Origin of the sequence: Streptomyces sp. NPDC006207, from assembly GCF_040613835.1 — a bacterium.
Classification (GTDB): domain Bacteria; phylum Actinomycetota; class Actinomycetes; order Streptomycetales; family Streptomycetaceae; genus Actinacidiphila.
In genome coordinates this window covers 98,981-120,819 of the sequence record NZ_JBEXSX010000017.1, presented here as the reverse complement: position 1 = coordinate 120,819, position 21,839 = coordinate 98,981, and the positions used below count along the sequence as shown (strand labels likewise).

Here is a 21,839-nt window from a genome sequence, read left to right as displayed (position 1 = left end):
GGTCAGACCCCCCGCTGGGACGCCGGCGTCACGCGCGCCAGCACCAGGTTGACGATCAGGTTGAAGGAGACGACCAGGACGATCGACACCACGAGGACGCCCTGGACGGCGGGTACGTCCCCGGCCTGGGCGGCGTCGTTGGCGAACCTGCCGAAGCCCTGCAGACCGAAGATCCATTCGGTGACGACGGAGGCACCCACCAGGGCCGGGAACTTCAGTCCGAGGGTGGCGAGCGCCGGTCCGAGGCCGTTGCGCAGGACGTGACCGAAGAAGATCCGCCGCGGGCTCAGGCCGCGCACCACCGCGCCCGTGACGTAGTTCTCGCGGTGGGCCGCCACGAGGCCCGCGCGCAGCTGGCGGGCGACGTCGGCGACCACGTCGAAGCTCAGCGCGATCGCCGGGAGGGTGATGTGCGCCAGCCACGGCCCGACGCCCTGCTCCGCCGGGACGTAGCCGCCGGAGGGGAACCAGTGGAGACCGACGGCGAAGACGACGACCAGCACGATGCCCACCACGAACGCCGGCATCACCGAGATGACCGTGACGAATCCGGTGATCGCACGGTCGATCCAGGTGGTGCTGCGCAGCGCCGCCACCGTGCCCAGCGCGAAGCCCACGACCACCCCGATGAGCAGGGCCAGCGTCGCGACCGAGAGGCTGACGCCCAGGCCGAGCCCGATGAGGGTGGAGATGTCGGCGCCGTTGGCCCAGCTGGTGCCGAGCCGCCCGTGCAGGATGCCGTCGAGCCAGTCCCCGTACTGGACCAGGAACGGCCGGTCGAGCCCCCACTGGGCCTCGACCCGGGCGATGGCCTGCGGTGTCGCGTCCTCGCCCAGCTGGATCCGTGCGGGGCTGAGCCCGCTCAGCGCCCGCAGCGCGAAAGTCACGAAGGTCGCGACCAGGAACACGGGCACGATGATCGCGACGGACCGGGCGAGGGCGGCCAGGACCCGGCCCGCGGCGTGCCGGGCCCTGGCCGCGGCGACGCCGCGACGGGGGGTGAGGGCGACCGGCGCGGCGGTCGTCGTCATGAGGTTGCCTCCCCTTCGGTGGTGGACGGTGGTCAGCTGCCGCCGGCGATGGTCACGCCGGTCCAGTCGATGTGGGCCGGGTTCTTCGGCAGGTCCGAGATCGCCTTGCTCTTGGCGAAGAGGTTGGGCGAGGAGTAGGTGAAGACCAGGGCCTTGCTCTTCAGCCCGGCGCGGGTCGCCGCCTGGAGGTTCCCCACGTAGTCGGGGGAGTCCAGCGGCGTGCGGCGGACCTTCGCCACTGCAGTGTCGAAGCCGGCCGGCTCGTACGGAGTGCTCAGGTTCAGCGGGCCGTTGGGGCCGAAGTGCGCGGTGAGGGTCTGCACCGCTGAGTCCCGCCCCGTGGTGCCGTAGAGCGAGAACGTCAGGTCCTTGGCGAAGAACGGGGTGGCCCAGTTCTTGTCGACCTTGATGCGGACGGTGATGCCGACCGCGGCCAGCTGCGCCTGCACGATCTCGGCCTGCGGGTCCTCCGCCGGGATGACGAGGTCGAGCTTGACGTCGCCCGCCTTGTGGCCGGCCTCGGCGAGCAGCTTGCGGGACGTCGCCGGGTCGTACGGGTACGGGTCCCGGGACGTCGGGTCGTAGGCCAGGTACCCCGGCGGGAAGGGCTGGTCGGTCGCCTCGCCGTAGCCGAAGGTCAGCTTGTCGACGAACTCCTTGCGGTCGACCGCGTGGCGGACGGCGTCGACGACCCTGTCGTCGTCGAACGGCGCCTTGTTGACGTTGAGGCTGAGGTTCGAGGCGTTGAAGCCGGGTTGCACGAAGACGTCCAGGCCGGCCTTCTCGGCGGCCTCCGCCTGACTCGGTTCGAGGTCGGCGAAGTTGTAGACGCCGGTCTGGAGGCCGGAGACGACCGTCGACGCGTCGGGGGCGGAGGTGAGCTCCACGTCGTCGATGTGGATGTTCTTCGCGTCCCAGTAGTCCGGGTTCTTCTTGAGCAGCACCTTGGTGCCGGGGATCAGCTGCTCCACCACGAACGGACCGGCGCCGACGGGGTGCTGGTCCAGCTTCTGCGGGGCCGCGGCCGCCTTGGGGCTGGCGATCTGCAGGACGCGCTCACCGAGCAACTGGGGTATCTGGTAGTCGACCTGGGTCAGGTGGACGACCGCGTCCAGACCGTTGGCGTCCACCGACGCGATCGAGGTCAGGTCGCCGAAGAGCGCCGAGTTCTTCTGCTTCTTGGCCCGCTCGATCGCCGCCTTGACCGCCGCCGCGTCGACCGGCTCGCCGTCGCTGAACTTCAGGCCGGGGCGGAGGTGGAAGGTGATCTCGTCACCCTTGTCGTTGTACTCCCAGCTCTTCGCGAGGTCGGGGACGGCCTTGCCGTTCTCGTCGGTACGCGTCAACGAGGCATAGACCAGGGCGAGTTCGCGGAACTGGGCGCCGCTGCCGGAGACCACCGGGTCCCAGTGGGCGGGGAAGTAGGAGGAGGCCCACTTCAGTGTGGCGCTCCCCGTCGACGCGCCGGCGCCGCCGCCGCACGCGCCGAGGGCGGGGACGAGGACGGAGGCGAGGGCGGTTCCGAGGGCCGCGGTGCGCAGCCGGCCCGGGCGCCGGGCGGCAGGGGAGGCGGGTCCGGGGCGGCTGGGCGTGAGTCGTCCGGGCATGTGAGTGCTTTCTTCGAGGGCCCCCGGACCGGCTCAGGGCAGGCGGGGGCGTGGCGGCGGGCACGGCGCGCACCCGCGCCCGAGGCCGTCCCGTGCCGGTACGGCCGTGCCGACGGGGTCTGGCGGGCAGACGCCGGGCACGCCGCGCTCAGGGCAGGGCGATCGGGGGTACGCGGGGGCTCACCGGGATGCGGTGGGAGAAGGCGGCGAAGCGCGGAAGGGGCGGCGCGGACGGCGGGCGCGGCTCGACGGGGCGGCGGCGCGGCCGGTGCTGACGGATGCGGTCAGGCGCCTGTGGGCCGTGGTGGGCGGCCGGTCAGCGACAGAGGGCGCTGCAGGTGCGCCGCAGGTCCACGTAGCGGCACACCACACCGGGGTGCGTCGTGAGCATGCTGCTCATCCTGGCGAGCGCCGCGAGCGGCTGTCAATAGACACCAATTGGTGTCTCATTTGGCGGGACGGGTCCGTGACGGCGGATCAGAGCCCCGTCAGCGCACGGCGCGAGCACCGCGAGCGGTGGCCGGGTGCGTCGCGGCCTCCTCGGGGTGCAGCCACAGGGGGCCGCTCCCGGTGTCCACCCGGACCGCCTCCGGTGGCGGCCAGGCCCCGGTGACCAGCAGGGCCCGCTCGGGATCGGTGAGGCTCCGGTAGCGCCGCAGCGCCTCGTCCGGCGGCAGCGGATCCGGGGTCCGCAGCAGTCCCGGGCACAACTCCTCGACGGCGGAGGCGTACTCCTCGTAGGGCCGCCAGCCGGGCACCACGCGCTGCCCGGCCGGGGCGCGTACGAGCAGCGTCGGCAGCGCGTACCGGTACCCGCCGCCGCCGGTCTCCTTCGCCGCTCCGGGGTGCGGCGACGGGCCGCGCGCCGCCAGCGCCTCGCGCACCGGGCGCCGTGCCTCCGCCCGGTCGGCCCGTACCCGCGCCAGGACGTCGTCGGCCGCCGCGTCGGCCGCGAGCCGTACCGGGTCCAGTCCCGGCGCGCCCCGTACCGCGGCCAGTGCGAGCGCGGGCGTGTCGGCCGGCTCCCCGAGCACGAACACGGTCTCCCGGAGCCGGCGCAGCACCCGCCCGGCCACCTCCTCGCCCTGCAGCTCGGCCGCCTTGGCGGCCAGCGAGGCGGGCCAGGAGCTGGCCGCCACCCGGCTCAGCCGCCGCGCCCGCGGCGCCCGGGTGTGCGCGCTGATCTCCTCGACGTGCCGCGCGTACCAGGCGGTCTCCGCGGCCGGGTCGGGGGCTGGGTCGTCGTCGGCGTCGAACAGGACGCCGTGCACGCGGCGCCAGCGCACCCGGCCGCCCAGCGCGGCCCGCAGCCTGCGGAACACCGGTTCCGAACCCCAGGCCCAGGGGCACAGCGGATCGGTGTACTCCACCACCTCCACGGCGGGCGGGGCAGGCGGGGCCGTCACGCGGCTCCCTTCCGGTCCAGCCGCTCCGCGGCGGCCGCGGGCAGGAGCGAGGCGAGGGTCACCCCGCCGAGGACCGCCGCCGCGCCCGCCTCGACCTGGCGCCACACCCCGGGTAGTCCGGCGGCCGGACCGGGGTATCCGAGCCCGGCCAGCGACTCCCCCCGCAGGGTGATCAACTCGCCGTCCACCGCGCGCGCCACGTCCAGCAGGGTGATCTCGCCGGCGGGCCGGCCGAGCCAGTAGCCGCCCTCGCAGCCGCGCTGACTGCGCACCAGGCCGGCCTTGCGCAGTTCGCTCACCACGGACTTCAGGAAGCGGAACGGGATCTGCTGCGCGGAGGCGATGGCCTCGCAGGTCAGGGGGCGGGCAGGCTCACAGGCGAGCTCCAGCAGAGCCCGCGTGGCGTAGTCCGCCTTCGCGGAGATATGCATGGGCCCATCATGCCCCAACCGGCCCGCCCGGCCCGGGGGTTCGGCCGCCGTGCTCCGTACATTGCGGCAGCATTGCCGCAGGTGAAGCACAAAGGACACTTCTTGACATCCTTTTCGGGGCCGCTCTAGCGTCCCGGCCATGAGCGAGCCCCTGACGAACCCCGGTGAAGGCTTCCACCCCCATCTCCACGACGCGCCCGGGCAGGCGGCTGCGCCCCTGCGGACCCGGCTGCACCACATCCGCGCGGGGGCCCTGGACGGCGGGACGGCGCAGACCGGCGGGATGCGCAGGTTCGCCGCCGTCAGCGGACGGACCGTGGGCTCCGAGAAGCTGTGGATGGGCCAGACCCACGTGGCCCCGGCGACGGCGTCCTCCGACCACCACCACGGCGCGTCCGAGACCGCGATCTACGTGGTGAGCGGGCACCCCGAGTTCGTCTTCCTGGACGACTCGGGCGACGCGCCCGAGGAGGTGCGCCTGCGCACCTCGCCCGGCGACTACGTCTTCGTCCCCCCGTTCGTGCCGCACCGCGAGGAGAACCCGGACCCCGCGCAGGAGGCCGTGGTCGTCATCGCCCGCAGCACCCAGGAGGCCGTCGTGGTCAACCTCCCCGGTCTGTACGCCCTTCCGGCCGAGGACGCCTGAGCGGCCGGACCCGCGGACGCACGCAGCCGTCCCCGACCTCCGCCCCCGTGGCGAGGGCGGGGACGGCTGTGTGCGTCAGGGTGCGGACGCGAGATCGGCGGCCGTCCGCTGCGCACGGAACGCCGGGTGCCCGCCGAGACGGGCGACGTACGCCGTGAGGCGGCCGTAGGAGCAGAGCAGACCGCTCGCGAGGTGGGAGAGGGCCACCCACACGTCGACGTCGGCGGCGGTCAGGTGGCCACCCAGGACGTAGGGCCCGCAGGCCAGCCGGCGGTCCAGCATGTCGAGGGTGGCGTGCAGGGTCCGCAGGGCTGCGTCACGGTCGGCCGGTGCCCCGTCCGCGGCCAGTTGGGCGGCTCTCGTCACGCCCGTGTCGACCGTGTGCCGGAGGGCCTCGATGTCGGGCAGGAGGGCCGGGGAACACAGCGGGGGTACGGAGGCGCAGCCCTCGGCGCCGAGGCGGCCCGCGAGGTCGCCGAGGATGTCCGGGGTGTGGTTGCTGACGACCCGCCCGGTCCACCGGTCGCACAGCGCGGGCACGGTGAGCGGTCCGTCGTAGTGGTGCCACGTGGCCTCGTAGGCCGCGCGCAGCGCGGCGAGGGCGGTGTCGCCGGCGGCCCCCGCGGGGACGGGCGTCGTGACGACGGAGTCGCGCAGCCCCAGCAGGTCGAGGGTGATGGCGACCCGTTGCGAGAGCGGGCACCCCGGCGACAGGAACAGCTCGTACCGGCGTGGCGCGGGGTAGAAGCCGCCGGCGAGGTCGACACCGATGCGGCTGCGGAAGCGGTCGGGACGGGACGCGCGCGGCAGCGCCGAACAGGAGACGTGGAGTGCGGGGTCGAGCGGGATCGTCTCGGTCATGCCCTCTCCAAGGCGTGGCGGGCCGCCGGTCGACCCCTGGGGGCACCGGCGGCGGGACGGCTGAAGGTCCTGGGTGGAGGTCAGCCGGCCGCGCCGAACGAGCTGCAGACGCGCAGGAAGTCGATGTGCAGACGTCGGGTGAGGAGGAGGGCGCGTGCCCTGGGCATGTCCACCTCCCCGGCTCGGGGCCCGCAGGACGCGGGACCGCGCTTGCCCCGCCGCGCCGGCGGGACCAGGTCGTCACCCGGGGCACCCCACCGCGATGTGAGGGTTGCCGGTCAGCGGGCCGGGGCCGATGACCCACCGTGCCGCGGGGCGGTGTGGTGGGCGCTGACGATCGTGACCTGCCCATCAGTGTCGAGTCGTCAAACCCCGTGCGTCAAGGGACGCGTACGCGTCTCATCGGACCGTTCACGATGTGAGACGGCGTCGTTGACATTCCCAGTGGGCCGTGCCTAACTTACGCCGCAGATCGGTCATGAGCTCCGGCGCGAGCCCGGCTCGCCGGCCGGCGGCCCCCGTGTCGCGGTGGGACGCCCCGGATGACGACCGGACCGGACGGTCCGATGACGACGGCGGACGCGAGGCCCCGCGGGGCGGAACGGTGACGACGATGCACGCAGCCCCGGGGACGGCCGCACAGCGGCCCCACGGCCGCGTCCCGTCGCACCCGCGGCTCCCCGTCGCCGCGCACCACGTCCCCGGCGCCTCCTGTTGCGCGTGTACCGCGCACTGTCGCGCCCTCTGTCAAGGCTGACGGCTTCCTGAACCCCGGCCCCCGCCGCTGACGCGGGGGCGTGCCCTCCCGCCCGGGCCCGCCCGGGCCCGCTCCGCCCGCCTCCCCGTCCCATCGCCACGCCCGCCGGACACCCGATCCCGGCGGGGCCGCTGCCGCGTGCGCGACCGGGGCGTACCGAACCGCTGGAGTCCCCCATGACCGAACCATCCGGCATCGCCGTGTCCTCCCGGCCGGCGCCGCCCCCGCCCGGAACGCCCGCCGGCGGAACGCTCCCCGCACCACGACCCCCCACCGCACAGCGGGTGTTGCCGCTGCGGCGGCGCGGACGCTGGATCGCCACCGCGGTCGTGCTCGTGTTCGTCGCCCAGATCGCCCACGGCCTGGTGACCAACCCCTTCTACCAGTGGGACCGCTTCGCGTACTGGTTCGTCCGGCCGGTGATCCTGGACGGGCTGCTCATCACCCTGGAGGTGGCCGCGTACAGCGCTGTGCTCGGCCTGCTCGGCGGGATCGCGCTCGCACTGGCCAGGCTCTCCGGCAGCCCCGTGCTGCGCGCCGTCAGCTGGACGTACACCTGGCTGTTCCGCTCGGTGCCGCTCATCGTCGTGCTGCTGTTCCTGTACAACTTCAGTGCGCTGTACCGGACGTTGAGCCTGGGCGTGCCCTTCGGGCCGGCCTTCCTCACCTTCGACGAGTCCAGGCTCGCCACCGACCTGGTGGTGGCCGTCGTGGGTCTGAGCCTGAACGAGGCGGCCTACGCCTCCGAGGTGGTGAGGGCCGGAATCCTCTCGGTGGACCAGGGCCAGCACGAGGCGGCCGCCGCACTCGGCCTGCCGAAGCGCTACCAGTTCGCCAGGATCGTGCTTCCGCAGGCATTGCGGTCCGTCGTCCCCAACTACGTCAACCAGCTCATCGGGCTGATCAAGGGGACCTCGCTGGTCTTCTACGTCTCGCTGCTCGACCTGTTCGGCTCGGTCCAGAGCATGGGCAGCACCTACCCCGGCGACATCGTGCCGCTGCTGCTGGTCGCCACCGTCTGGTACGTGATCCTCACCAGCGTCGTCTCCGTCGTCCAGTTCTACGTCGAGCGGCACTACTCGCGCGGCGCGCTGCGCACCGTCCCGCCGACCCCCCTGCAGAAACTGCGGATCGCCCTGGGCGACCTGCGGGCCCGCGTCCGGACGGAGACCGCGACATGACCACCGACATACGGCCGGCCGCCGTCGAGGTCCACGACGTGCACAAGTGGTACGGCGCCCACCGGGTGCTGGACGGGATCAGCCTGACGGTCCGGCCCGGGGAGGTCACCGTCGTCATCGGGCCGTCCGGTTCCGGCAAGTCCACGCTGCTGCGGGTCATCAACCACCTGGAGAAGCCCGAGGCCGGTCACGTCAGCCTGGACGGGGAGCTCATCGGCGTACGCCGGCACGGCACCCGCCTCAGGGAACTGAGCGAGCGGGTGATCCTCATCCAGCGCAGCCGGATCGGCTTCGTCTTCCAGAACTTCAACCTCTTCCCGCACCTCACCGTGCTCGACAACGTGGCCGCCGCCCCGGTGGCGACCGGCCGGTTGCGCAAGCCGGAGGCGCGCGAGCTGGCCCGCACCCTGCTCGGCCGGGTGGGGCTGGCCGACCGGACCGCGGCCTATCCCCGGCAGTTGTCCGGTGGCCAGCAGCAGCGCGTGGCCATCGCCCGGGCCCTCGCCCTGCGCCCCGGCGTGATCCTCTTCGACGAACCCACCTCCGCCCTCGACCCGGAGCTCGTCGGCGAGGTGCTGTCCGTCATCAAGGACCTGGCCACCAGCGGCACCACCCTCGTGATCGTCACCCACGAGATCGGCTTCGCCCGGGAGGTCGCCGACCGCGTCGTCTTCCTCGACGAGGGCCGGATCGTCGAACAGGGCCCGCCCGACCGGGTGCTGAACCACCCCGAACACGAGCGGACGAAGGAATTCCTCAGCAAGGTCCTCTGACCGCTTCCCCGCGCTCCACGGACCACCGAACGACGAACGACGAACGACGAACGACAGACAACGGACAAGGACGGCCATGCGCACTCTTCGCCCTCGCGGCAGACTCATCCGTACCCTGACGGCCACCGCCGCCCTCACCCTCCTCGCCGGCGGACTCGCCGCCTGCGGGAGCGACAGCGAGGCCTCCGCCACCATCGGCGCGGGATCCTCCACCGGAACGGTCACCGTGGGCAGCCTGTCCAACGGCGCGGCCAAGGAGACCACGCTGAAGGTGACGGAGGTGAAGTCCATCAGCGCCGGACTGCCCAAGGCCGTCGCCGACAAAGGTGAGCTGGTCATCGGCGTCGGCGCGCTGCCCGCCGGCTTCGCGCCGCTGGCGTACGTCGGCAGCGACCAGAAGACCCTCACCGGCGCCGAGCCCGACCTCGGCCGTCTGGTCGCGGCGGTGCTGGGGCTCAAGCCCCGGCTCAAGAACTCGACGTGGGAGAACCTCTTCGTCGGCATCGACAGCGGCAAGGTCGACGTGGCCTTCTCCAACGTCACCGACACCGAGGAACGCAAGCGGAAGTACGAGTTCGCCTCCTACCGGGAGGACAACCTGGCCTTCGAGGTCCTCAAGGACAGCACCTGGAACTTCGCCGACGACTACCGGAACCTCGCCGGGAAGACCGTCGCGGTCGGGTCCGGCACCAACCAGGAGAAGATCCTCCTGGAGTGGCGGAAGAAGCTCCAGACGGAGGGCAAGGAGCTGACCGTCAAGTACTTCCCCGACAACAACAGCACCTATCTGGCGCTCAGCGGCGGGAAGATCGACGCCTACTTCGGCCCCAACCCCGGCATCGCCTACCACGTCACCCAGGTCGCCACGACCCCCCACCCCACCCGCAACGCGGGCAAGTTCTCCGGCGCCGGTGCGAGCCTGCAGGGCCTGATCGCCGCGACCGCGAAGAAGGACAGCGGGCTCGCGAAGCCGGTCGCGGCCGCGGTCAACCACCTGATCGAGAACGGGCAGTACGCCAAGTGGCTCGCCGCCTGGAACCTGTCCAACGAGGCCGTCGGCACCTCGGAGGTCAACCCGCCCGGACTGCCGCTCGACAACTCCTGACGCCCCGTCCGCCGCACGACCGTACGGAGATCCGGCAGCCATGTCCCTCAGCATCCCCGCGGACCGCCCGCACAGCCCGGCGGCACCGCACGTCCTGGACAACCCCGCCTGGGCGGCGCTCACCGGTCCGCACGCCCGGTTCGCCGAGCGCGTCGGCCTCGCCGCCCGCTACCCCGCCGACGTCTCCCCGTTCACCGCGCTGTCCGACCCGGCCGATCCGCGGGCCTGGGCGGACCTGACCGTGCTCGCCGGGCCGGGGGCGGCCGTCGCGGTCACCGGCGCCCAGCAGCCGCCGGACGGATGGGAACTCGTCGAGGGCGGGATGGGGGTGCAGCTCGTCGACACCTCACTGCGCGCCGAACACGCCCCGGAGGCGGTGCGACTGGGCGCCGCCGAGGTCCCCGAGATCCTGGAACTCATCGCCCTCACCAAGCCGGGCCCCTTCCTCCCCAGGACCGTCGAACTCGGCACCTACCTCGGCATCCGGGACGGCGGACGCCTGGTCGCCATGGCCGGGGAACGACTGCGGACCCCGGGATGGACGGAGATCAGCGCGGTGTGCACCCACCCCGGTCACCGTGGCCGGGGCCTGGCGACCCGGCTGGTACGGGCCGTAGCCGCGGGGATCAGGGACCGCCGGGAGACCCCGTTCCTGCATGCCGCCGCCGTCAACACCGGTGCGATCCGGCTCTACGAGTCGATCGGGTTCACCTTGCGCCGCCGGACGACCTTCCTCTTCCTGCGAACCCCGGGCGGCCCGGGGGAACAGACCGGCTAGGGAAGGCGTTTCCGTTGACAGGAGAAGTACGGGCGCGCCGTGCCGCCCGCCGCATCCGGACAGAGCGGAGGTGAGGTCCGTGCCGACGCCGTCCCGCGTGTCCCTCGTGGTCCCCGCCCCACACCGCGCTCCCCTGCTCTACTCCCGCGCGCACATCGACCTGCAGCGCGTGGCCGCCTCCCTCTGTCGTTCCTGACCCCCGTTCCCGCCGCCGGCCCTCCCGACGAGGGCCGCTGAGACCCGTGGTCGATCAGGAAGGCCCCTCCCATGTCCTCGGACATCCCTTCGCCGTACCCTCTTCCCGCTTCCTCGCCGAACGCCCCGCTGCACCTGGCCGTGGCCCTCGACGGGGCCGGCTGGCACCCGGCCGCCTGGCGCGAGCCGACGGCCCGGCCCCGTGAACTGCTCACCGCCCGCTACTGGCAGGACGTGGTCACCGAGGCCGAGCGGGGGCTGCTCGACTTCGTGACGATCGAGGACTCCCTCGGTCCGCAGTCGTCCCACTTCACCGAACCCGACGGACGCACCGACCAGGTGCGCGGTCGTCTCGACGCCGTCCTGATCGCCGCGCGCGTGGCCCCGCTGACCCGGCACATCGGTCTCGTGCCGACGGTGGTCGCCACCCACACCGAGCCGTTCCACCTCTCCAAGGCCATCGCCACCCTCGACTACGTGAGCACCGGCCGGGCCGGACTGCGCGTCCAGGTCTCGGCCCGGCGGAACGAGGCCGCGCACTTCGGCAGGCGCGCCATCCCCCCGTTCGGCATCGAGGACCTGGACACCCCGGCGGTACGGGAGCTGGTCACCGACCTCTTCGACGAGGCGGCCGACTACGTCGAGGTGGTGCGCCGCCTCTGGGACAGCTGGGAGGACGACGCCGAGATCCGCGACGTCGCCACCGGCCGCTTCATCGACCGCGACAAGCTCCACTACGTCGACTTCGAGGGCCGGCACTTCAGCGTCAAGGGCCCCTCCATCACGCCGCGGCCGCCCCAGGGCCAGCCCGTCGTCAGCGCCCTCGCCCACAGCGACGTGCCGTTCCGGCTCGTGGCCCGCTCCGCGGACATCGGATACGTGACCCCGCACGACGGCGACCAGGCCCGCTCGATCGTCACCGGGATACGTGCCGCCCAGGAGGCGGCCGGCCGGGAGCGCGAGCCCCTGCACATCTTCGGCGACCTCGTGGTCCTCCTCGACGACGACGCCGGAGCGGCGCGGGCCCGCCTGGAGCGACTGGACGGCCTCGCCGGCACGTCGTACACCAGCGACGCGAAGGTCTTCGCCGGCACGCCCGCAGGCCTCGCGGACCTCCTGCTGGAGTGGCGGCGGGCCGGGCTCACGGGCTTCCGGCTGCGCCCGGGGGTGATCGGCCACGACCTGCCGGCCATCACCCGGGGGCTCGTGCCCGAACTGCGGCGCCGCGGCGCGTTCCGGGACGCCTACGAGGCCCGCACCCTGCGCGGCCTGCTCGGTCTGGCCCGCCCCGCCAACCGCTACGCCGCCACCAGCGCGACCGCCTGAGCCGGAGGAACCGTACGCCATGAGCAAGCCGCGCAAGCAGATCCACCTGGCCGCCCACTTCCCCGGTGTCAACAACACCACCGTGTGGAGTGACCCGCAGGCCGGCAGCCACATCGAGTTCGGCTCCTTCGCGCACTTCGCCCGGACCGCCGAACGCGCCAAGTTCGACTTCCTGTTCCTCGCCGAGGGCCTGCGCCTGCGCGAACAGGGCGGCAGGATCTACGACCTGGACGTGGTCGGCCGCCCCGACACCTTCACCGTCCTCGCCGCGCTCGCCGCCGTCACCGAGCGCATCGGGCTCACCGGCACCATCAACTCCACCTTCAACGAGCCCTACGAGGTGGCCCGGCAGTTCGCCAGCCTCGACCACCTCTCCGGCGGGCGCTCCGCCTGGAACGTCGTCACCTCCTGGGACGCCTTCACCGGGGAGAACTTCCGCCGCGGCGGCTTCCTCCCGCAGGAGGAGCGCTACTCCCGCGCGAAGGAGTTCCTGGCCACCGCGGGCGAGCTCCTCGACTCCTGGCGGGGCGACGAGATCGTCGCCGACCGGGCGACCGGCACCTTCCTGCGCGACGCGCGGGCCGGATCCTTCGTGCACAAGGGGCACCACTTCGACATCCACGGGCAGTTCAACGTCCCGCGCAGCCCGCAGGGGCGCCCCGTGATCTTCCAGGCCGGCGACTCCGAGGAGGGCCGGGAGTTCGCGGCAGCCGACGCCGACGCCATCTTCAGCCGGTACAGCACCTTCGAGGAGGGCCGGCCCTTCTACCGCGACGTCAAGGGCCGCCTGCCCAAGTACGGCCGCAGTCCCGGCCAGTTGCTCATCCTGCCCGCCGCGACCTTCGTGCTCGGCGACACCGACGCCGAGGCCGCCGAACTGGCCCGCGAGGTGCGGCGGCAGCAGGTCAGCGGGGCCACCGCGATCAAGCACCTGGAGTTCGTCTGGAACCGCGACCTGTCCGCCTACGACCCGGACGGCCCGCTCCCGGACGTCGACCCCGATCCCGGAGAGCACACCGTCGCCCGCGGCCGTGCCCAGGTGCGCATGTACCGCGACCCGCTGACCACCGCCCGCGAGTGGCGGGAGCTCGCCGCCGCCAACAAGTGGTCGATCCGCGACCTGGTCATCGAGACCGGCAACCGCCAGTCCTTCGTGGGATCCCCGGCCACCGTCGCCGCGACCATCGACGACTTCGTGCAGGGCGACGCCGCCGACGGCTTCATCCTCGTCCCGCACGTCACCCCGGGTGGCCTGGACGGCTTCGCCGACACCGTCGTCCCGCTGCTCCAGGAGCGGGGTGCGTTCCGCGCCGACTACGAGGGGACGACGCTGCGCGACCACCTCGGTCTCGCCCACCCCGACGCCGGCGCCGCGGCGGAGCGGGACGCGTCGTGAGGTTCCTGGCCATCACCCTGATCGTGCACGCCCCGGACCCGGTGACCGGGGCGCTGAAGCCGACCGCCGCGCGGTTCCGCGAGGTGCTCGACAACGCGCTGCTGGCCGAGGAACTGGGCTTCGACGGCTTCGGCGTGGGGGAGCGCCACGAGCGGCCGTTCCTCTCCTCCTCACCGCCCGTCGTGCTCAGCCACATCGCCGCCCTCACCTCCCGGATCCGGCTGTTCACCGCGGTGACCACGCTCAGCCTCCTCGACCCGGTGCGGGCCTACGAGGACTACGCGACGCTGGACCACCTGTCCGGCGGCCGCCTGGAGCTGATCATCGGCAAGGGCAACGGCACGGCGCAGCGCGAGCTGTTCCACGTCACCCCCGAGGACCAGTGGGACCGCAACGCCGAGAGCTACGAGGTGTTCCGCCGGCTCTGGCGGGAGGGGAAGGTGACCGCCGACACCCGGTTCCGTCCCGCGCTGAAGGACGCGCAGGCATGGCCGCGGCCGCTGCAGCAGCCGATCCGGGTGTGGCACGGCAGCGCCACCAGCAAGGAGTCGGTGGACCTCGCCGCGCGCTACGGGGACCCCCTGTTCTCGGCGAACGTCACCCACCCCGTCGAGCCGTACGCGGAACTGATCCGCCACTACCGCGAACGCTGGGCCCACCACGGCCACGACCCGGCCCGCATCGCGGTCGGCGCCGGGACGGCCGGCCTGTACGTCGCCCGCACCTCCCAGGAGGCGGTCGCCGCCTACCGCCGGGTGTTCGAGGCGCAGTCGGCGTTCCAGAAGCGGCTCGGCCTGGAACCGGTCTTCCCGACGCTGGAGGACTTCGTGGCGCGCAGTTCGGCGCTGGTCGGCAGCCCGCAGCAGGTCGTCGACAAGGTCCACCGTTACCACGAGCGGTTCGGCCACACGGTGCTGCACGTCCACGCGGACGCGGGCGGGCTGTCCCCCGACCGGCACCGCCGCTCGCTCGAGCTCTTCCAGTCCGAGGTCGCCCCGGTGCTGCGGCGCGCCATCCCGGACCCGCCGTTCGCCTGGGGCCCGGCCCCGGCCCCGTCCTCGCCCGAACCCGCCCATCGCTGAGGAGAACGCCCATCGTGTCCCGCACACCGCTCGGAGTCCTCGACCTCGTCCCGATATCGTCCGGCTCCACCGCCGCCGACGCCCTGCGCAACAGCATCGACCTCGCGCGGCGGGCCGAGGAGTCCGGCTACGCCCGCTACTGGTTCGCCGAGCACCACCTCAACCCGGGTGTCGCCGGCACCTCGCCCGCCGTCCTGCTGGCCCTCACCGCGGCCGCGACCTCCACGATCCGGCTCGGCTCGGGGGCCGTCCAGCTCGGCCACCGCACCGCCCTGTCCACGGTCGAGGAGTTCGGCCTCATCGACGCCCTGCACCCGGGGCGGCTCGACCTGGGGCTCGGCCGCTCCGGCGGACGCCCGCCGGGCGGTACGCCGGACCCGGTGCCGACCACGACACCCGTCGTGGACGGCCGGACGCCGGGCGGGCTGCGGATCCCGCCGAAGTTCTCCTTCGAGCACCTGCTCGGCTCACCGCGCATCGCGCTCCAGCGGCACCTCCTCCAGCAGCCGGGCGCCCGCTCCCAGGACTACGGCGAGCAGGTCGACGACATCCTGGCGCTGCTGCGCGGCACCTACCGCTCGGCGGACGGCGTCGAGGCGCACGTCGTGCCGGGGGAGGGTGCCGACGTCCAGGTGTGGATCCTCGGCAGCAGCGGCGGCCAGAGCGCCGAGGTCGCCGGCCGCCACGGACTGCACTTCGCCGCGAACTACCACGTCAGCCCGGGCAGCGTCCTGGAGGCGGTCGACGGCTACCGTGCCGCCTTCCAGCCGGGCGGCGTGCTCGACAAGCCCTACGTCAGCGTCTCCGCCGACGTCGTCGTCGCGCAGGACGACGCGAGGGCCCGTGAGCTCGCCACCGGCTACGCCCCCTGGGTCCGCAGCATCCGGACCGCCGAGGGCGCCATCGAGTTCCCCACCCCCGGACAGGCCCGGGCGCACCCGTGGACGGAAGCGGACCGGGCGCTGGTGGCCGACCGGGTCGAGACCCAGTTCGTCGGCTCGCCGCAGCGTGTCGCCGACCAGCTGGAGCAGCTCCAGGAGGCCACCGGCGCCGACGAGTTGATCGTGACCACCATCACCCACGACCACGAGGACCGGGTCCGTTCCCACCGGCTCCTGGCCGAGGAGTGGCACCGCCGCTGACGGTCCGGCGCGGCGCGGTCAGTCCCGCCCGGGCAGCAGGCCGCGCCGGAACGCTGCGACGAGGTGGACCGGCACCAGCTGTTCACGGCCGTCGGCGGTGACCGGGACCAGGTGGGGAGCCGCCGCCTTCCACCCGGCCCGGCGGTGACGGGTGTTGCTGCGGGAGGTCTTGCGTTTGGGTACGGCCATCGGGGCTCCTGTACGGGTGGTGGGCGTGCGGTCAGCGGGAGGCGTACGGCAGCAGGGCCATCTCGCGGGCGTTCTTCACCGCCCGCGCGAGGGCCCGCTGCTGCCGGGCCGTGACGTGGGTGACCCGCCGGCTGCGGATCTTGCCCCGGTCGGAGACGAACTTCCGCAGCAGGTCGGTGTCCTTGTAGTCGACGTACTCGATGCCCACGGCGATGAGCGGATTGGGGCGGGGCTTGCGGGCGTCCTTGCCCCGGCCCCTGCCCCTGCCCTTGGCCGTGGCCGTGGGGTGTGGACGGTCGTCATGGTGCTGTCTCCGGTGGTCGTGGCGGCGTGCGGTTCAGGCCGCGTGGTCGAGGAAGTCGTCGAAGGCGTGGGGGAGGCGGCGCCAGCCGGCCGGTCCGATCGCGTACTCGGCGTCCGTGAGCAGGCAGCGGTCGAGGGTGGCCGTCAGCCCTTCGCGGTCGAGGCCGGGCGAGGTGAAGGCGAGGTGCTGGCCGCGGTCGCCGTGTTCGGGATGCCAGTCCAGGGCGGCCGCCACGCGCCGTTCGGCCGGCACGGTCTCCCATGCCGTGTCGGGCAGTGCGGCGAGCCACGGCCCGACGTCCTCGATGCACAGCGCACCACCGGCCGCCTCCCAGGAGAACAGGGTGTCGGGGTGGTCGGCCAGCCAGAAGCGGCCGCGGCTGCGGGCGGCGGCGCAGCTGAGGTCCTCCAGCGCCGCGTGCAGCCGGCCAGGGTGGAAGGGGCGGGCGGCGCGCCACACCAGGGTCCATGGCGGATACTATACAGAACTGGTTTTCATTTCCAATAAGCTCTCCGCCGGCCCACCGGACGACAGAACGGACCGTCATGCCCGCACACTGCCAACTCACCGGCCGCAAGCCCGGCTTCGGCAACTCCGTCTCGCACTCGCACCGGCGCACCAGGCGCCGCTTCGACCCGAACGTCCAGCACAAGCGCTACTGGCTGCCCGGCGAGGGCCGCACCGTCCGGCTCACGCTGAGCGCCAAGGGCATCAGGACCGTGGACCGCATCGGCATCGAGAAGGCCGTCGCCGTCATCCGCGCGCGGGGAGGGAAGGTCTGATGGCCAGGACCGGCAAGATCGCGAAGAACGAGCGGCGCAAGGCCGTCGTCGCGCGGTTCGCCGCACGCCGCGCCGAGCTGAAGGACGTCCTGCGCCGGCCCACGGCCACCCCGCAGGAGAAGGCCGCGGCGCGGCGGGTGCTGGACCGGCAGCCCCGCGACGCCAGCGCCACCCGGGTCCGCAACCGGGACGCCCTCGACGGGCGGCCCCGCGGTCACCTGCGGGCGTTCGGCCTCTCCCGGATCAACGTGCGCGCCCAGGCCCACGTGGGCCACCTCCCCGGCGTGCGCAAGGCCTCCTGGTGACACCGCCCCCGGCACGCCCCACCCCGGCACGCCCCACCACCGGCCCCCGCGGGCCGCACGACACGTCTCGGAGAACCCGTGAAACCCGGCATCCACCCCGACTACCGTCCCGTCGTCTTCCGCGACCGGGCGGCGGACTTCGCCTTCCTCACCCGCTCCACGATGACCAGCGGGAAGACCGTCGTCTGGGAGGACGGCAACGTCTACCCCGTCGTGGACGTGGAGATCTCCTCCGCGAGCCACCCGTTCTACACCGGCACCGCCCGCGTGGTGGACACCGCCGGCCGCGTCGAGCGGTTCCGGCGCCGCTACGGGAACGGGGACGCGGCACACGACGCAAGCTGACGCTCGCCGCGCTCCTCGGCGGCGCCCGGACACCGGCCCCCGGTGCCGGGTGCCGCCCCGCCCCGCGCGCGTACGCGGGACGCGCGCTCAAGAACGCCGGACGGACGCGCATGGTCCGCCGCAGGCCCCGGAACTACGGTCGGTGACGGAGGGCGTCACCGACGTCCGCGTTCCCGACCGTGTACCAAAGGCCTCACATGACCACTGCAGACAACAGCCGGCCCGCCATCCTCCTCGTCCACGGCGCCTGGCACGGCGCCTGGTGCTTCGACAGGCTCGTCCCCGAACTCACCGCGCTGGGCTGGCGGGTCGAGACCGTCGACCTGCCGAGCGCCTCGGCCGACGAAGGGAACACGGCCGGGATGCACGACGACGCGCGGGCCGTCCGCGAGCGCCTGGACGCCGTCGCCGGCCCGGTGACCGTCCTCGCCCACTCCTACGCGGGCATCCCCGTCACGCAGGCCGCCGCGGACGCGCCGAACGTGTCCCGGATCGTCTACCTCTCCGCCTTCGTGCTCGACGAGGGCGAGTCCATCGACGGCATGAGCGGTGGCAAGTTCTCCGGCGCCGGCGTCGCCTCGCTGTCCGCGCACGGGCACTACGAGGACGCCAAGGCCGCCTTCTACGGGGACGCCGCACCGCAGGACGCGGAGGACGCCACCGCGCGCCTGGTCCTCCAGACGGCCAGGTCCTTCTGCGAACCCCTCACCGCCGCCGCCTGGAAGACGGTGCCCTCCACCTACGTCCTCACCGAGCGGGACACGGCGCTCGCCCCGGAGTTCCAGGAGGCCATGGCGGCCCGCGCGCAGCGCACCCACCGGGTGCCCTCGGGCCACTCGCCCTTCCTGTCCATGCCCGGGGAGCTGGCCAAGCTGATCACCACCGACGCCGGCCACTGACCGGCGCGCCCCGGCCGGTGAGGGCCCCGGAGATCTCCGGGGCCCTCACCGCGCCCCTTCGGGGCGGTGCGGTCCCGCCGCGCGGTAGCGTCCGGGCGAGGACCCCATGACGCGCTTGAAGGCGTGGCTGAACGAACTCTCGGAGCCGTAGCCCCAGCGCGCCGCGATCGAGGCGACGGTGCGGTCGCCCGTCCTCAGCTCCCGCGCCGCGGAGCGGATGCGCCAGCCCGCGAGGTACTCCAGCGGCGGGACGCCCACGGTCCTGGTGAACCTGTCGGCGAACCGGGACCTCGACATCCCGCTCTTCCCGGCGAGTTCGGCGACGGTCCAGGGGTGTGCGGGCCGGTCGTGCATCAGCCCCAGCGCGGCCCCGACGTGCCGGTCGGCGAGCGCGGTGAGCCAGGCGCCGCCCTCTGGCCCGTGCTCGGCGACGTGCGCCCTGAGCAGGTGGACCAGCAGGACGTGCGCCAGCCGCTCGGTCACGAAGGGGGTGCCGAGCGCGGGCTCGCCGGTCTCCACGCGGAGCAGTTCGAGCGCCGCCCGGATGCCCTCCGCCGCGGTGGACCCGGCGCCGACGTGGATCAGGGGCGGCAGCACGTCCAGGAGTACGGCGGCGTTGGCCTCGTCGAGGTCGAATCCGCAGCCCACCAGGACCGCGTCGGGCGCCGTGCCGATCCGGACCGTGTTCCCGGGCCTGAAGCCGGCGAAGACCTCGTCGCTCGGCACCGCCGGGACCTCGGGACCGCCCGCCAGTTCGTAGCCACGGCCACCGCCGATCAGGTAGCAGTCGCCCTCCTTCAGGGTGACCGGCTCCGGGGCCCCGGAGCCGGTCACCGCGATCCGGCAGCTGCCGAGGAGCACGGCGCCGAACTTGATGTGCCGGTAGCCGGGGAAGCCGACGGCCCACGGCTCCTGGGCCTCCAGCCGGGCGAAGTGTGCGCTGCGCAGGTCGAGCAGGCCCAGGACGTCGGTCAGCGGATCGGTCACGTGTCCTCCGGCGCTGTCGGCGCTGCCGCGGGGTCCGTCCTTCAGCGGGTGGCGGCGGCGAGAGCGGCCCGGATCGTGTCGGCGGACGTTGGGGTCGCCGTGGCCTTCGAGAAGTCCGCCTCGCCGCCCGCGTAGGGCAGGCCGTACACGGGGGTGCCGGGCTGCGAACGCCAACTGTCGGCGAGGGTGCCGTAGCCGACCGCGTCGTAGCCGAGCACGTCGAGGAGTTCCGTGGCGTGCGCGACGGCGACCGGGTCGTCGCCGGCGATCGGCAGGGCGGTCCGGTCGGGCGAGCCCTTCGGGCGGGCGAGTGCGGCGAGGTGACGGAAGAAGATGTTGTTGAACGCCTTCACCACGTGGGCGTCGGGCAGGTGGCCCTGGAGCAGTTCGCTCTCCGTGCTGGTCCCGTCCTCGAGCGCGGCGATCCGGCCGTCGCGCTGGGGGTAGTAGTTGCCGGTGTCGATGACCGTCTTCCCGGTCAGCGGGGCCGCGGGGACCTGGTCGAAGGCCCTGAGCGGGATCGTCACCACGACCCAGTCGCCCGCCGCGGCGGCCTCCGCCGGGGTCGCCGCGCGTGCCCGGGGGCCCAGATCGGCCACCAGGCCGTCGAGGGTCTCCGGTCCGCGTGAGTTGCTGAGCACCACGTCCAGGCCCGCGTCCACGGCGAGCCGCGCCAGGGTGCCGCCGATGGATCCGCTGCCGATCAGTCCAAGAGTCGCCATGTAGGTCGCAACCCCGGACCCCGCGATTCTGTTTCCGCGGAGCCGCAAAGACCGGGCAAAACGGGAGTGTGGTCAGCCGTCGAGGAGCAGGGCGAACACCTGTTCCAGCCTCCGGGCGAGGGCCGCCTCGTCGGTGCCGTTGATCGCGGTGCTGCCGATGATCGTGCGCATCAGCCAGAAGCCCGCGACGACCGAGAGGGCCATGGCGGCGCGGTCGGTCCCCCGCAGCTGCGGTGCGGCGTCGAGCAGATGGGCCTCGACGTGGTTCTCGATGCCGGACCGCAGGATCTCCGCGGCGCGGGGGTTGGGTGCCGAGCGCAGCATGAGGAGGAACGGGTCGAGGCTGTCGGCTTCCGGCGCGGTCCGGCGGACGAGTGCGGCGGCCACGTCTCGGGCGAGGGTGGCCGGGTCGCTGGTGAGGACCGTGCGCTCGGTCATGGACGCCTCCACCACCTCGGCGAAGAGCCCTTCCTTGGAGCCGAAGTAGCGGCCCACCAGCATCGCGGTGACCCCGGCGGCCTTGGCGATCTCCCGCACTCCGACGCCGTCGTAGCCGTGCCGGGTGAAGGCCTCGATGCCCGCACGCAGGATGGCCTCCTTGGTGGCGGCCGCGTCGCGGCGTCGCGGAGTCGTCATGTTGACGAGTGTAGACTGGAGTCATGTCTACGGGTGTATACATGATCGGAAGGACACTGCGATGGATCTGAACCTGACCGGCCGCCGGGCCCTGGTGACCGGTTCCAGCTCCGGCCTCGGCGCGGCGATCGCCGCGCTGCTCGCCGCGGAGGGCGCCGACGTCGTGGTGCACGGACGGGACGAGGCGCGCACGCGCGAGGTGGCGGAGAGGACCGGGGCCGTCGCCGCGGCGATCGGCGACCTCGCCACGGACGAGGGCGCCGACGCGGTGGCCCGGGTCGCCGGCGAGGTCGACGTCCTGGTCAACAACGCCGGTTCGTACGACCACGTCGGCTGGGCCGAGGCCACCGCGGTGGAGTGGCTGCGGACGTACGAGGTCAACGTGGTCTCGGGCGTCCGCATGATCCAGCGGCTGGTGCCCGGGATGCGCGAGCGCGGCTGGGGCCGGGTGATCCAGATCGGCGGCGGGCTCGCCTCGCAGCCGATCGCGATGCAGCCCCACTACAACGCGTCGCTCGCCGCGCGGCACAACCTGGCCGTCTCCCTGGCGCGGGAGCTGAAGGACACCGGGGTGACCTCCAACGTGGTCTCCCCCGGGGCGATCCTCGTCGACGCGGTGCAGGACCTGATCACCGGACTCGCGCCGGAGCGCGGCTGGGGCCGGTCGTGGCAGGAGATCGAACGCAACGCCGCGCGGGACTTCGTGCCCAACGACATCGGCCGCTTCGGCCGGCCCGAGGAGATCGCGGGCGCCGTCGCCTACCTGGCGAGCCCCTACGCGGACTACGTCAGCGGCGCCACGATCCGCGTGGACGGCGGCACCATCCGCTCCGTGACGTGACCCGGGCCCCCGCGGAGCCTGGCGGCGCCCGGTGCCGGGGCGTCGGTGCCGGGTGAGGGCCTGACAGATCGTGACGGGAACGCTATGATCCCCGCGATGACAACTGACTCTC

General features: G+C 73.3%; 24 protein-coding genes, 1 pseudogene and 2 riboswitches. Of the genes and pseudogenes, 14 read left to right on the top strand and 11 right to left on the bottom strand.

Going from position 1 to position 21,839, the window contains the following annotated elements:
• Positions 1-2: 2 nt before the first annotated feature.
• The 4 genes from ABZ312_RS16455 to ABZ312_RS16440 all read right to left on the bottom strand — a co-directional run bounded on the left by ABZ312_RS16455 (position 3) and on the right by ABZ312_RS16440 (position 4,475).
• Positions 3-1,031, bottom strand: a complete 1,029-nt coding sequence (locus ABZ312_RS16455) for an ABC transporter permease (RefSeq protein WP_499516029.1) — start codon at positions 1,029-1,031, stop codon at positions 3-5.
• 32 nt (positions 1,032-1,063) lie between these two features.
• A complete protein-coding gene (locus tag ABZ312_RS16450) occupies positions 1,064-2,638 on the bottom strand; it encodes an ABC transporter substrate-binding protein (protein ID WP_500323461.1) in 1,575 nt (524 codons plus the stop codon).
• A gap of 488 nt (positions 2,639-3,126) precedes the next feature.
• The gene (locus tag ABZ312_RS16445) at positions 3,127-4,044 is read right to left on the bottom strand and encodes a DsbA family oxidoreductase (protein ID WP_500323462.1); all 918 of its coding nucleotides are present in this window, start codon (positions 4,042-4,044) and stop codon (positions 3,127-3,129) included.
• Positions 4,041-4,475 carry an RrF2 family transcriptional regulator gene (locus ABZ312_RS16440; RefSeq protein WP_326570637.1) on the bottom strand — a complete coding sequence of 145 codons (435 nt, stop codon included), beginning with the start codon at positions 4,473-4,475 and terminating at the stop codon, positions 4,041-4,043. The genes ABZ312_RS16445 and ABZ312_RS16440 overlap by 4 nt, the downstream gene beginning before the upstream one ends.
• 139 nt (positions 4,476-4,614) lie before the next feature.
• Between ABZ312_RS16440 and ABZ312_RS16435 the strand changes: the two genes are divergently transcribed.
• Positions 4,615-5,121 carry a cupin domain-containing protein gene (locus ABZ312_RS16435; RefSeq protein ID WP_500323463.1) on the top strand — a complete coding sequence of 169 codons (507 nt, stop codon included), beginning with the start codon at positions 4,615-4,617 and terminating at the stop codon, positions 5,119-5,121.
• 75 nt (positions 5,122-5,196) lie between these two features.
• Here ABZ312_RS16435 and ABZ312_RS16430 read toward each other — a convergent pair whose 3' ends face one another.
• Positions 5,197-5,982, bottom strand: a complete 786-nt coding sequence (locus ABZ312_RS16430; RefSeq protein WP_500437946.1) for a glutathione S-transferase C-terminal domain-containing protein — start codon at positions 5,980-5,982, stop codon at positions 5,197-5,199.
• A 201-nt stretch (positions 5,983-6,183) separates the two neighbouring features.
• Positions 6,184-6,287, bottom strand: a riboswitch (SAM riboswitch).
• 169 nt (positions 6,288-6,456) lie between these two features.
• Positions 6,457-6,556: riboswitch (SAM riboswitch) on the top strand.
• Between the two features lie 359 nt (positions 6,557-6,915).
• Between ABZ312_RS16430 and ABZ312_RS16425 the strand changes: the two genes are divergently transcribed.
• From ABZ312_RS16425 to ABZ312_RS16390, 8 genes are all read left to right on the top strand, one after another.
• On the top strand, positions 6,916-7,920 hold the full coding sequence (locus ABZ312_RS16425) for an amino acid ABC transporter permease (RefSeq protein WP_500323465.1): 1,005 nt from the start codon (positions 6,916-6,918) through the stop codon (positions 7,918-7,920).
• Positions 7,917-8,693, top strand: a complete 777-nt coding sequence (locus ABZ312_RS16420; protein WP_500360415.1) for an amino acid ABC transporter ATP-binding protein — start codon at positions 7,917-7,919, stop codon at positions 8,691-8,693. The genes ABZ312_RS16425 and ABZ312_RS16420 overlap by 4 nt, the downstream gene beginning before the upstream one ends.
• Before the next feature lie 76 nt (positions 8,694-8,769).
• Positions 8,770-9,798 (top strand): ABC transporter substrate-binding protein, encoded by a 1,029-nt coding sequence (locus ABZ312_RS16415; RefSeq protein WP_500323467.1) that lies wholly within the window; start codon positions 8,770-8,772, stop codon positions 9,796-9,798.
• 40 nt (positions 9,799-9,838) lie between these two features.
• Positions 9,839-10,576 carry a GNAT family N-acetyltransferase gene (locus ABZ312_RS16410; RefSeq protein WP_500323469.1) on the top strand — a complete coding sequence of 246 codons (738 nt, stop codon included), beginning with the start codon at positions 9,839-9,841 and terminating at the stop codon, positions 10,574-10,576.
• Between the two features lie 267 nt (positions 10,577-10,843).
• On the top strand, positions 10,844-12,097 hold the full coding sequence (locus ABZ312_RS16405) for an LLM class flavin-dependent oxidoreductase (protein ID WP_500323471.1): 1,254 nt from the start codon (positions 10,844-10,846) through the stop codon (positions 12,095-12,097).
• Positions 12,098-12,116: 19 nt separating this feature from the next.
• The gene (locus ABZ312_RS16400; RefSeq protein WP_500437944.1) at positions 12,117-13,493 is read left to right on the top strand and encodes an NtaA/DmoA family FMN-dependent monooxygenase; all 1,377 of its coding nucleotides are present in this window, start codon (positions 12,117-12,119) and stop codon (positions 13,491-13,493) included.
• Positions 13,490-14,575, top strand: a complete 1,086-nt coding sequence (locus ABZ312_RS16395; protein ID WP_500437942.1) for an LLM class flavin-dependent oxidoreductase — start codon at positions 13,490-13,492, stop codon at positions 14,573-14,575. The genes ABZ312_RS16400 and ABZ312_RS16395 overlap by 4 nt, the downstream gene beginning before the upstream one ends.
• Before the next feature lie 14 nt (positions 14,576-14,589).
• Positions 14,590-15,717: an LLM class flavin-dependent oxidoreductase gene (locus ABZ312_RS16390; protein WP_499516042.1), complete on the top strand. Its 1,128-nt coding sequence runs from the start codon at positions 14,590-14,592 to the stop codon at positions 15,715-15,717.
• A gap of 18 nt (positions 15,718-15,735) precedes the next feature.
• Here the strand turns inward: ABZ312_RS16390 and rpmF are convergent, their stop codons facing one another.
• The 3 genes and pseudogenes from rpmF to ABZ312_RS16375 all read right to left on the bottom strand — a co-directional run.
• On the bottom strand, positions 15,736-15,906 hold the full coding sequence (rpmF, locus tag ABZ312_RS16385) for a 50S ribosomal protein L32 (protein WP_500323475.1): 171 nt from the start codon (positions 15,904-15,906) through the stop codon (positions 15,736-15,738).
• Between the two features lie 31 nt (positions 15,907-15,937).
• Positions 15,938-16,120 (bottom strand): 30S ribosomal protein S18, encoded by a 183-nt coding sequence (gene rpsR, locus ABZ312_RS16380; RefSeq protein ID WP_500360418.1) that lies wholly within the window; start codon positions 16,118-16,120, stop codon positions 15,938-15,940.
• 123 nt (positions 16,121-16,243) lie between these two features.
• Positions 16,244-16,675, bottom strand: a pseudogene (locus tag ABZ312_RS16375) (CobW C-terminal domain-containing protein); the annotation flags it as partial.
• Positions 16,676-16,755: 80 nt separating this feature from the next.
• Here ABZ312_RS16375 and rpmB point away from each other — a divergent pair.
• From rpmB to ABZ312_RS16355, 4 genes are all read left to right on the top strand, one after another.
• On the top strand, positions 16,756-16,992 hold the full coding sequence (gene rpmB / locus ABZ312_RS16370) for a 50S ribosomal protein L28 (protein ID WP_499516046.1): 237 nt from the start codon (positions 16,756-16,758) through the stop codon (positions 16,990-16,992).
• Positions 16,992-17,297: a 30S ribosomal protein S14 gene (rpsN, locus tag ABZ312_RS16365; RefSeq protein ID WP_500323477.1), complete on the top strand. Its 306-nt coding sequence runs from the start codon at positions 16,992-16,994 to the stop codon at positions 17,295-17,297. The genes rpmB and rpsN overlap by 1 nt, the downstream gene beginning before the upstream one ends.
• A 78-nt stretch (positions 17,298-17,375) precedes the next feature.
• Positions 17,376-17,642 (top strand): type B 50S ribosomal protein L31, encoded by a 267-nt coding sequence (locus ABZ312_RS16360; RefSeq protein WP_500323479.1) that lies wholly within the window; start codon positions 17,376-17,378, stop codon positions 17,640-17,642.
• A gap of 197 nt (positions 17,643-17,839) precedes the next feature.
• Positions 17,840-18,541, top strand: coding sequence for an alpha/beta fold hydrolase (locus ABZ312_RS16355; RefSeq protein WP_500437941.1), 702 nt, complete (start codon positions 17,840-17,842; stop codon positions 18,539-18,541).
• Between the two features lie 45 nt (positions 18,542-18,586).
• Here the strand turns inward: ABZ312_RS16355 and ABZ312_RS16350 are convergent, their stop codons facing one another.
• The 3 genes from ABZ312_RS16350 to ABZ312_RS16340 form a co-directional block, all read right to left on the bottom strand.
• A complete protein-coding gene (locus tag ABZ312_RS16350) occupies positions 18,587-19,528 on the bottom strand; it encodes an AraC family transcriptional regulator (RefSeq protein WP_500323483.1) in 942 nt (313 codons plus the stop codon).
• A 41-nt stretch (positions 19,529-19,569) separates the two neighbouring features.
• Positions 19,570-20,250 (bottom strand): NADPH-dependent F420 reductase, encoded by a 681-nt coding sequence (locus ABZ312_RS16345; protein ID WP_500323485.1) that lies wholly within the window; start codon positions 20,248-20,250, stop codon positions 19,570-19,572.
• 72 nt (positions 20,251-20,322) lie between these two features.
• Positions 20,323-20,886, bottom strand: coding sequence for a TetR/AcrR family transcriptional regulator (locus tag ABZ312_RS16340; RefSeq protein ID WP_500437939.1), 564 nt, complete (start codon positions 20,884-20,886; stop codon positions 20,323-20,325).
• Positions 20,887-20,947: 61 nt separating this feature from the next.
• On the opposite strand from ABZ312_RS16340, the gene ABZ312_RS16335 reads away from it, so the two are divergent.
• Entirely contained in the window at positions 20,948-21,727 is a 780-nt protein-coding gene (locus ABZ312_RS16335) for an SDR family NAD(P)-dependent oxidoreductase (RefSeq protein WP_500323488.1), read from the top strand.
• Positions 21,728-21,839 lie beyond the last annotated feature (112 nt).

Coding starts and splice junctions, on each gene's coding strand:
- ABZ312_RS16455 (WP_499516029.1), bottom strand. CDS start 1,031: ATGACGACGACCGCCGCGCCGGTCGCCCTCACCCCCCGTCGCGGCGTC.
- ABZ312_RS16450 (WP_500323461.1), bottom strand. CDS start 2,638: ATGCCCGGACGACTCACGCCCAGCCGCCCCGGACCCGCCTCCCCTGCC.
- ABZ312_RS16440 (WP_326570637.1), bottom strand. CDS start 4,475: ATGCATATCTCCGCGAAGGCGGACTACGCCACGCGGGCTCTGCTGGAG.
- ABZ312_RS16435 (WP_500323463.1), top strand. CDS start 4,615: ATGAGCGAGCCCCTGACGAACCCCGGTGAAGGCTTCCACCCCCATCTC.
- ABZ312_RS16430 (WP_500437946.1), bottom strand. CDS start 5,982: ATGACCGAGACGATCCCGCTCGACCCCGCACTCCACGTCTCCTGTTCG.
- ABZ312_RS16425 (WP_500323465.1), top strand. CDS start 6,916: ATGACCGAACCATCCGGCATCGCCGTGTCCTCCCGGCCGGCGCCGCCC.
- ABZ312_RS16420 (WP_500360415.1), top strand. CDS start 7,917: ATGACCACCGACATACGGCCGGCCGCCGTCGAGGTCCACGACGTGCAC.
- ABZ312_RS16415 (WP_500323467.1), top strand. CDS start 8,770: ATGCGCACTCTTCGCCCTCGCGGCAGACTCATCCGTACCCTGACGGCC.
- ABZ312_RS16410 (WP_500323469.1), top strand. CDS start 9,839: ATGTCCCTCAGCATCCCCGCGGACCGCCCGCACAGCCCGGCGGCACCG.
- ABZ312_RS16405 (WP_500323471.1), top strand. CDS start 10,844: ATGTCCTCGGACATCCCTTCGCCGTACCCTCTTCCCGCTTCCTCGCCG.
- ABZ312_RS16400 (WP_500437944.1), top strand. CDS start 12,117: ATGAGCAAGCCGCGCAAGCAGATCCACCTGGCCGCCCACTTCCCCGGT.
- rpmF (WP_500323475.1), bottom strand. CDS start 15,906: ATGGCCGTACCCAAACGCAAGACCTCCCGCAGCAACACCCGTCACCGC.
- rpmB (WP_499516046.1), top strand. CDS start 16,756: ATGCCCGCACACTGCCAACTCACCGGCCGCAAGCCCGGCTTCGGCAAC.
- rpsN (WP_500323477.1), top strand. CDS start 16,992: ATGGCCAGGACCGGCAAGATCGCGAAGAACGAGCGGCGCAAGGCCGTC.
- ABZ312_RS16355 (WP_500437941.1), top strand. CDS start 17,840: ATGACCACTGCAGACAACAGCCGGCCCGCCATCCTCCTCGTCCACGGC.
- ABZ312_RS16345 (WP_500323485.1), bottom strand. CDS start 20,250: ATGGCGACTCTTGGACTGATCGGCAGCGGATCCATCGGCGGCACCCTG.
- ABZ312_RS16340 (WP_500437939.1), bottom strand. CDS start 20,886: ATGACGACTCCGCGACGCCGCGACGCGGCCGCCACCAAGGAGGCCATC.
- ABZ312_RS16335 (WP_500323488.1), top strand. CDS start 20,948: ATGGATCTGAACCTGACCGGCCGCCGGGCCCTGGTGACCGGTTCCAGC.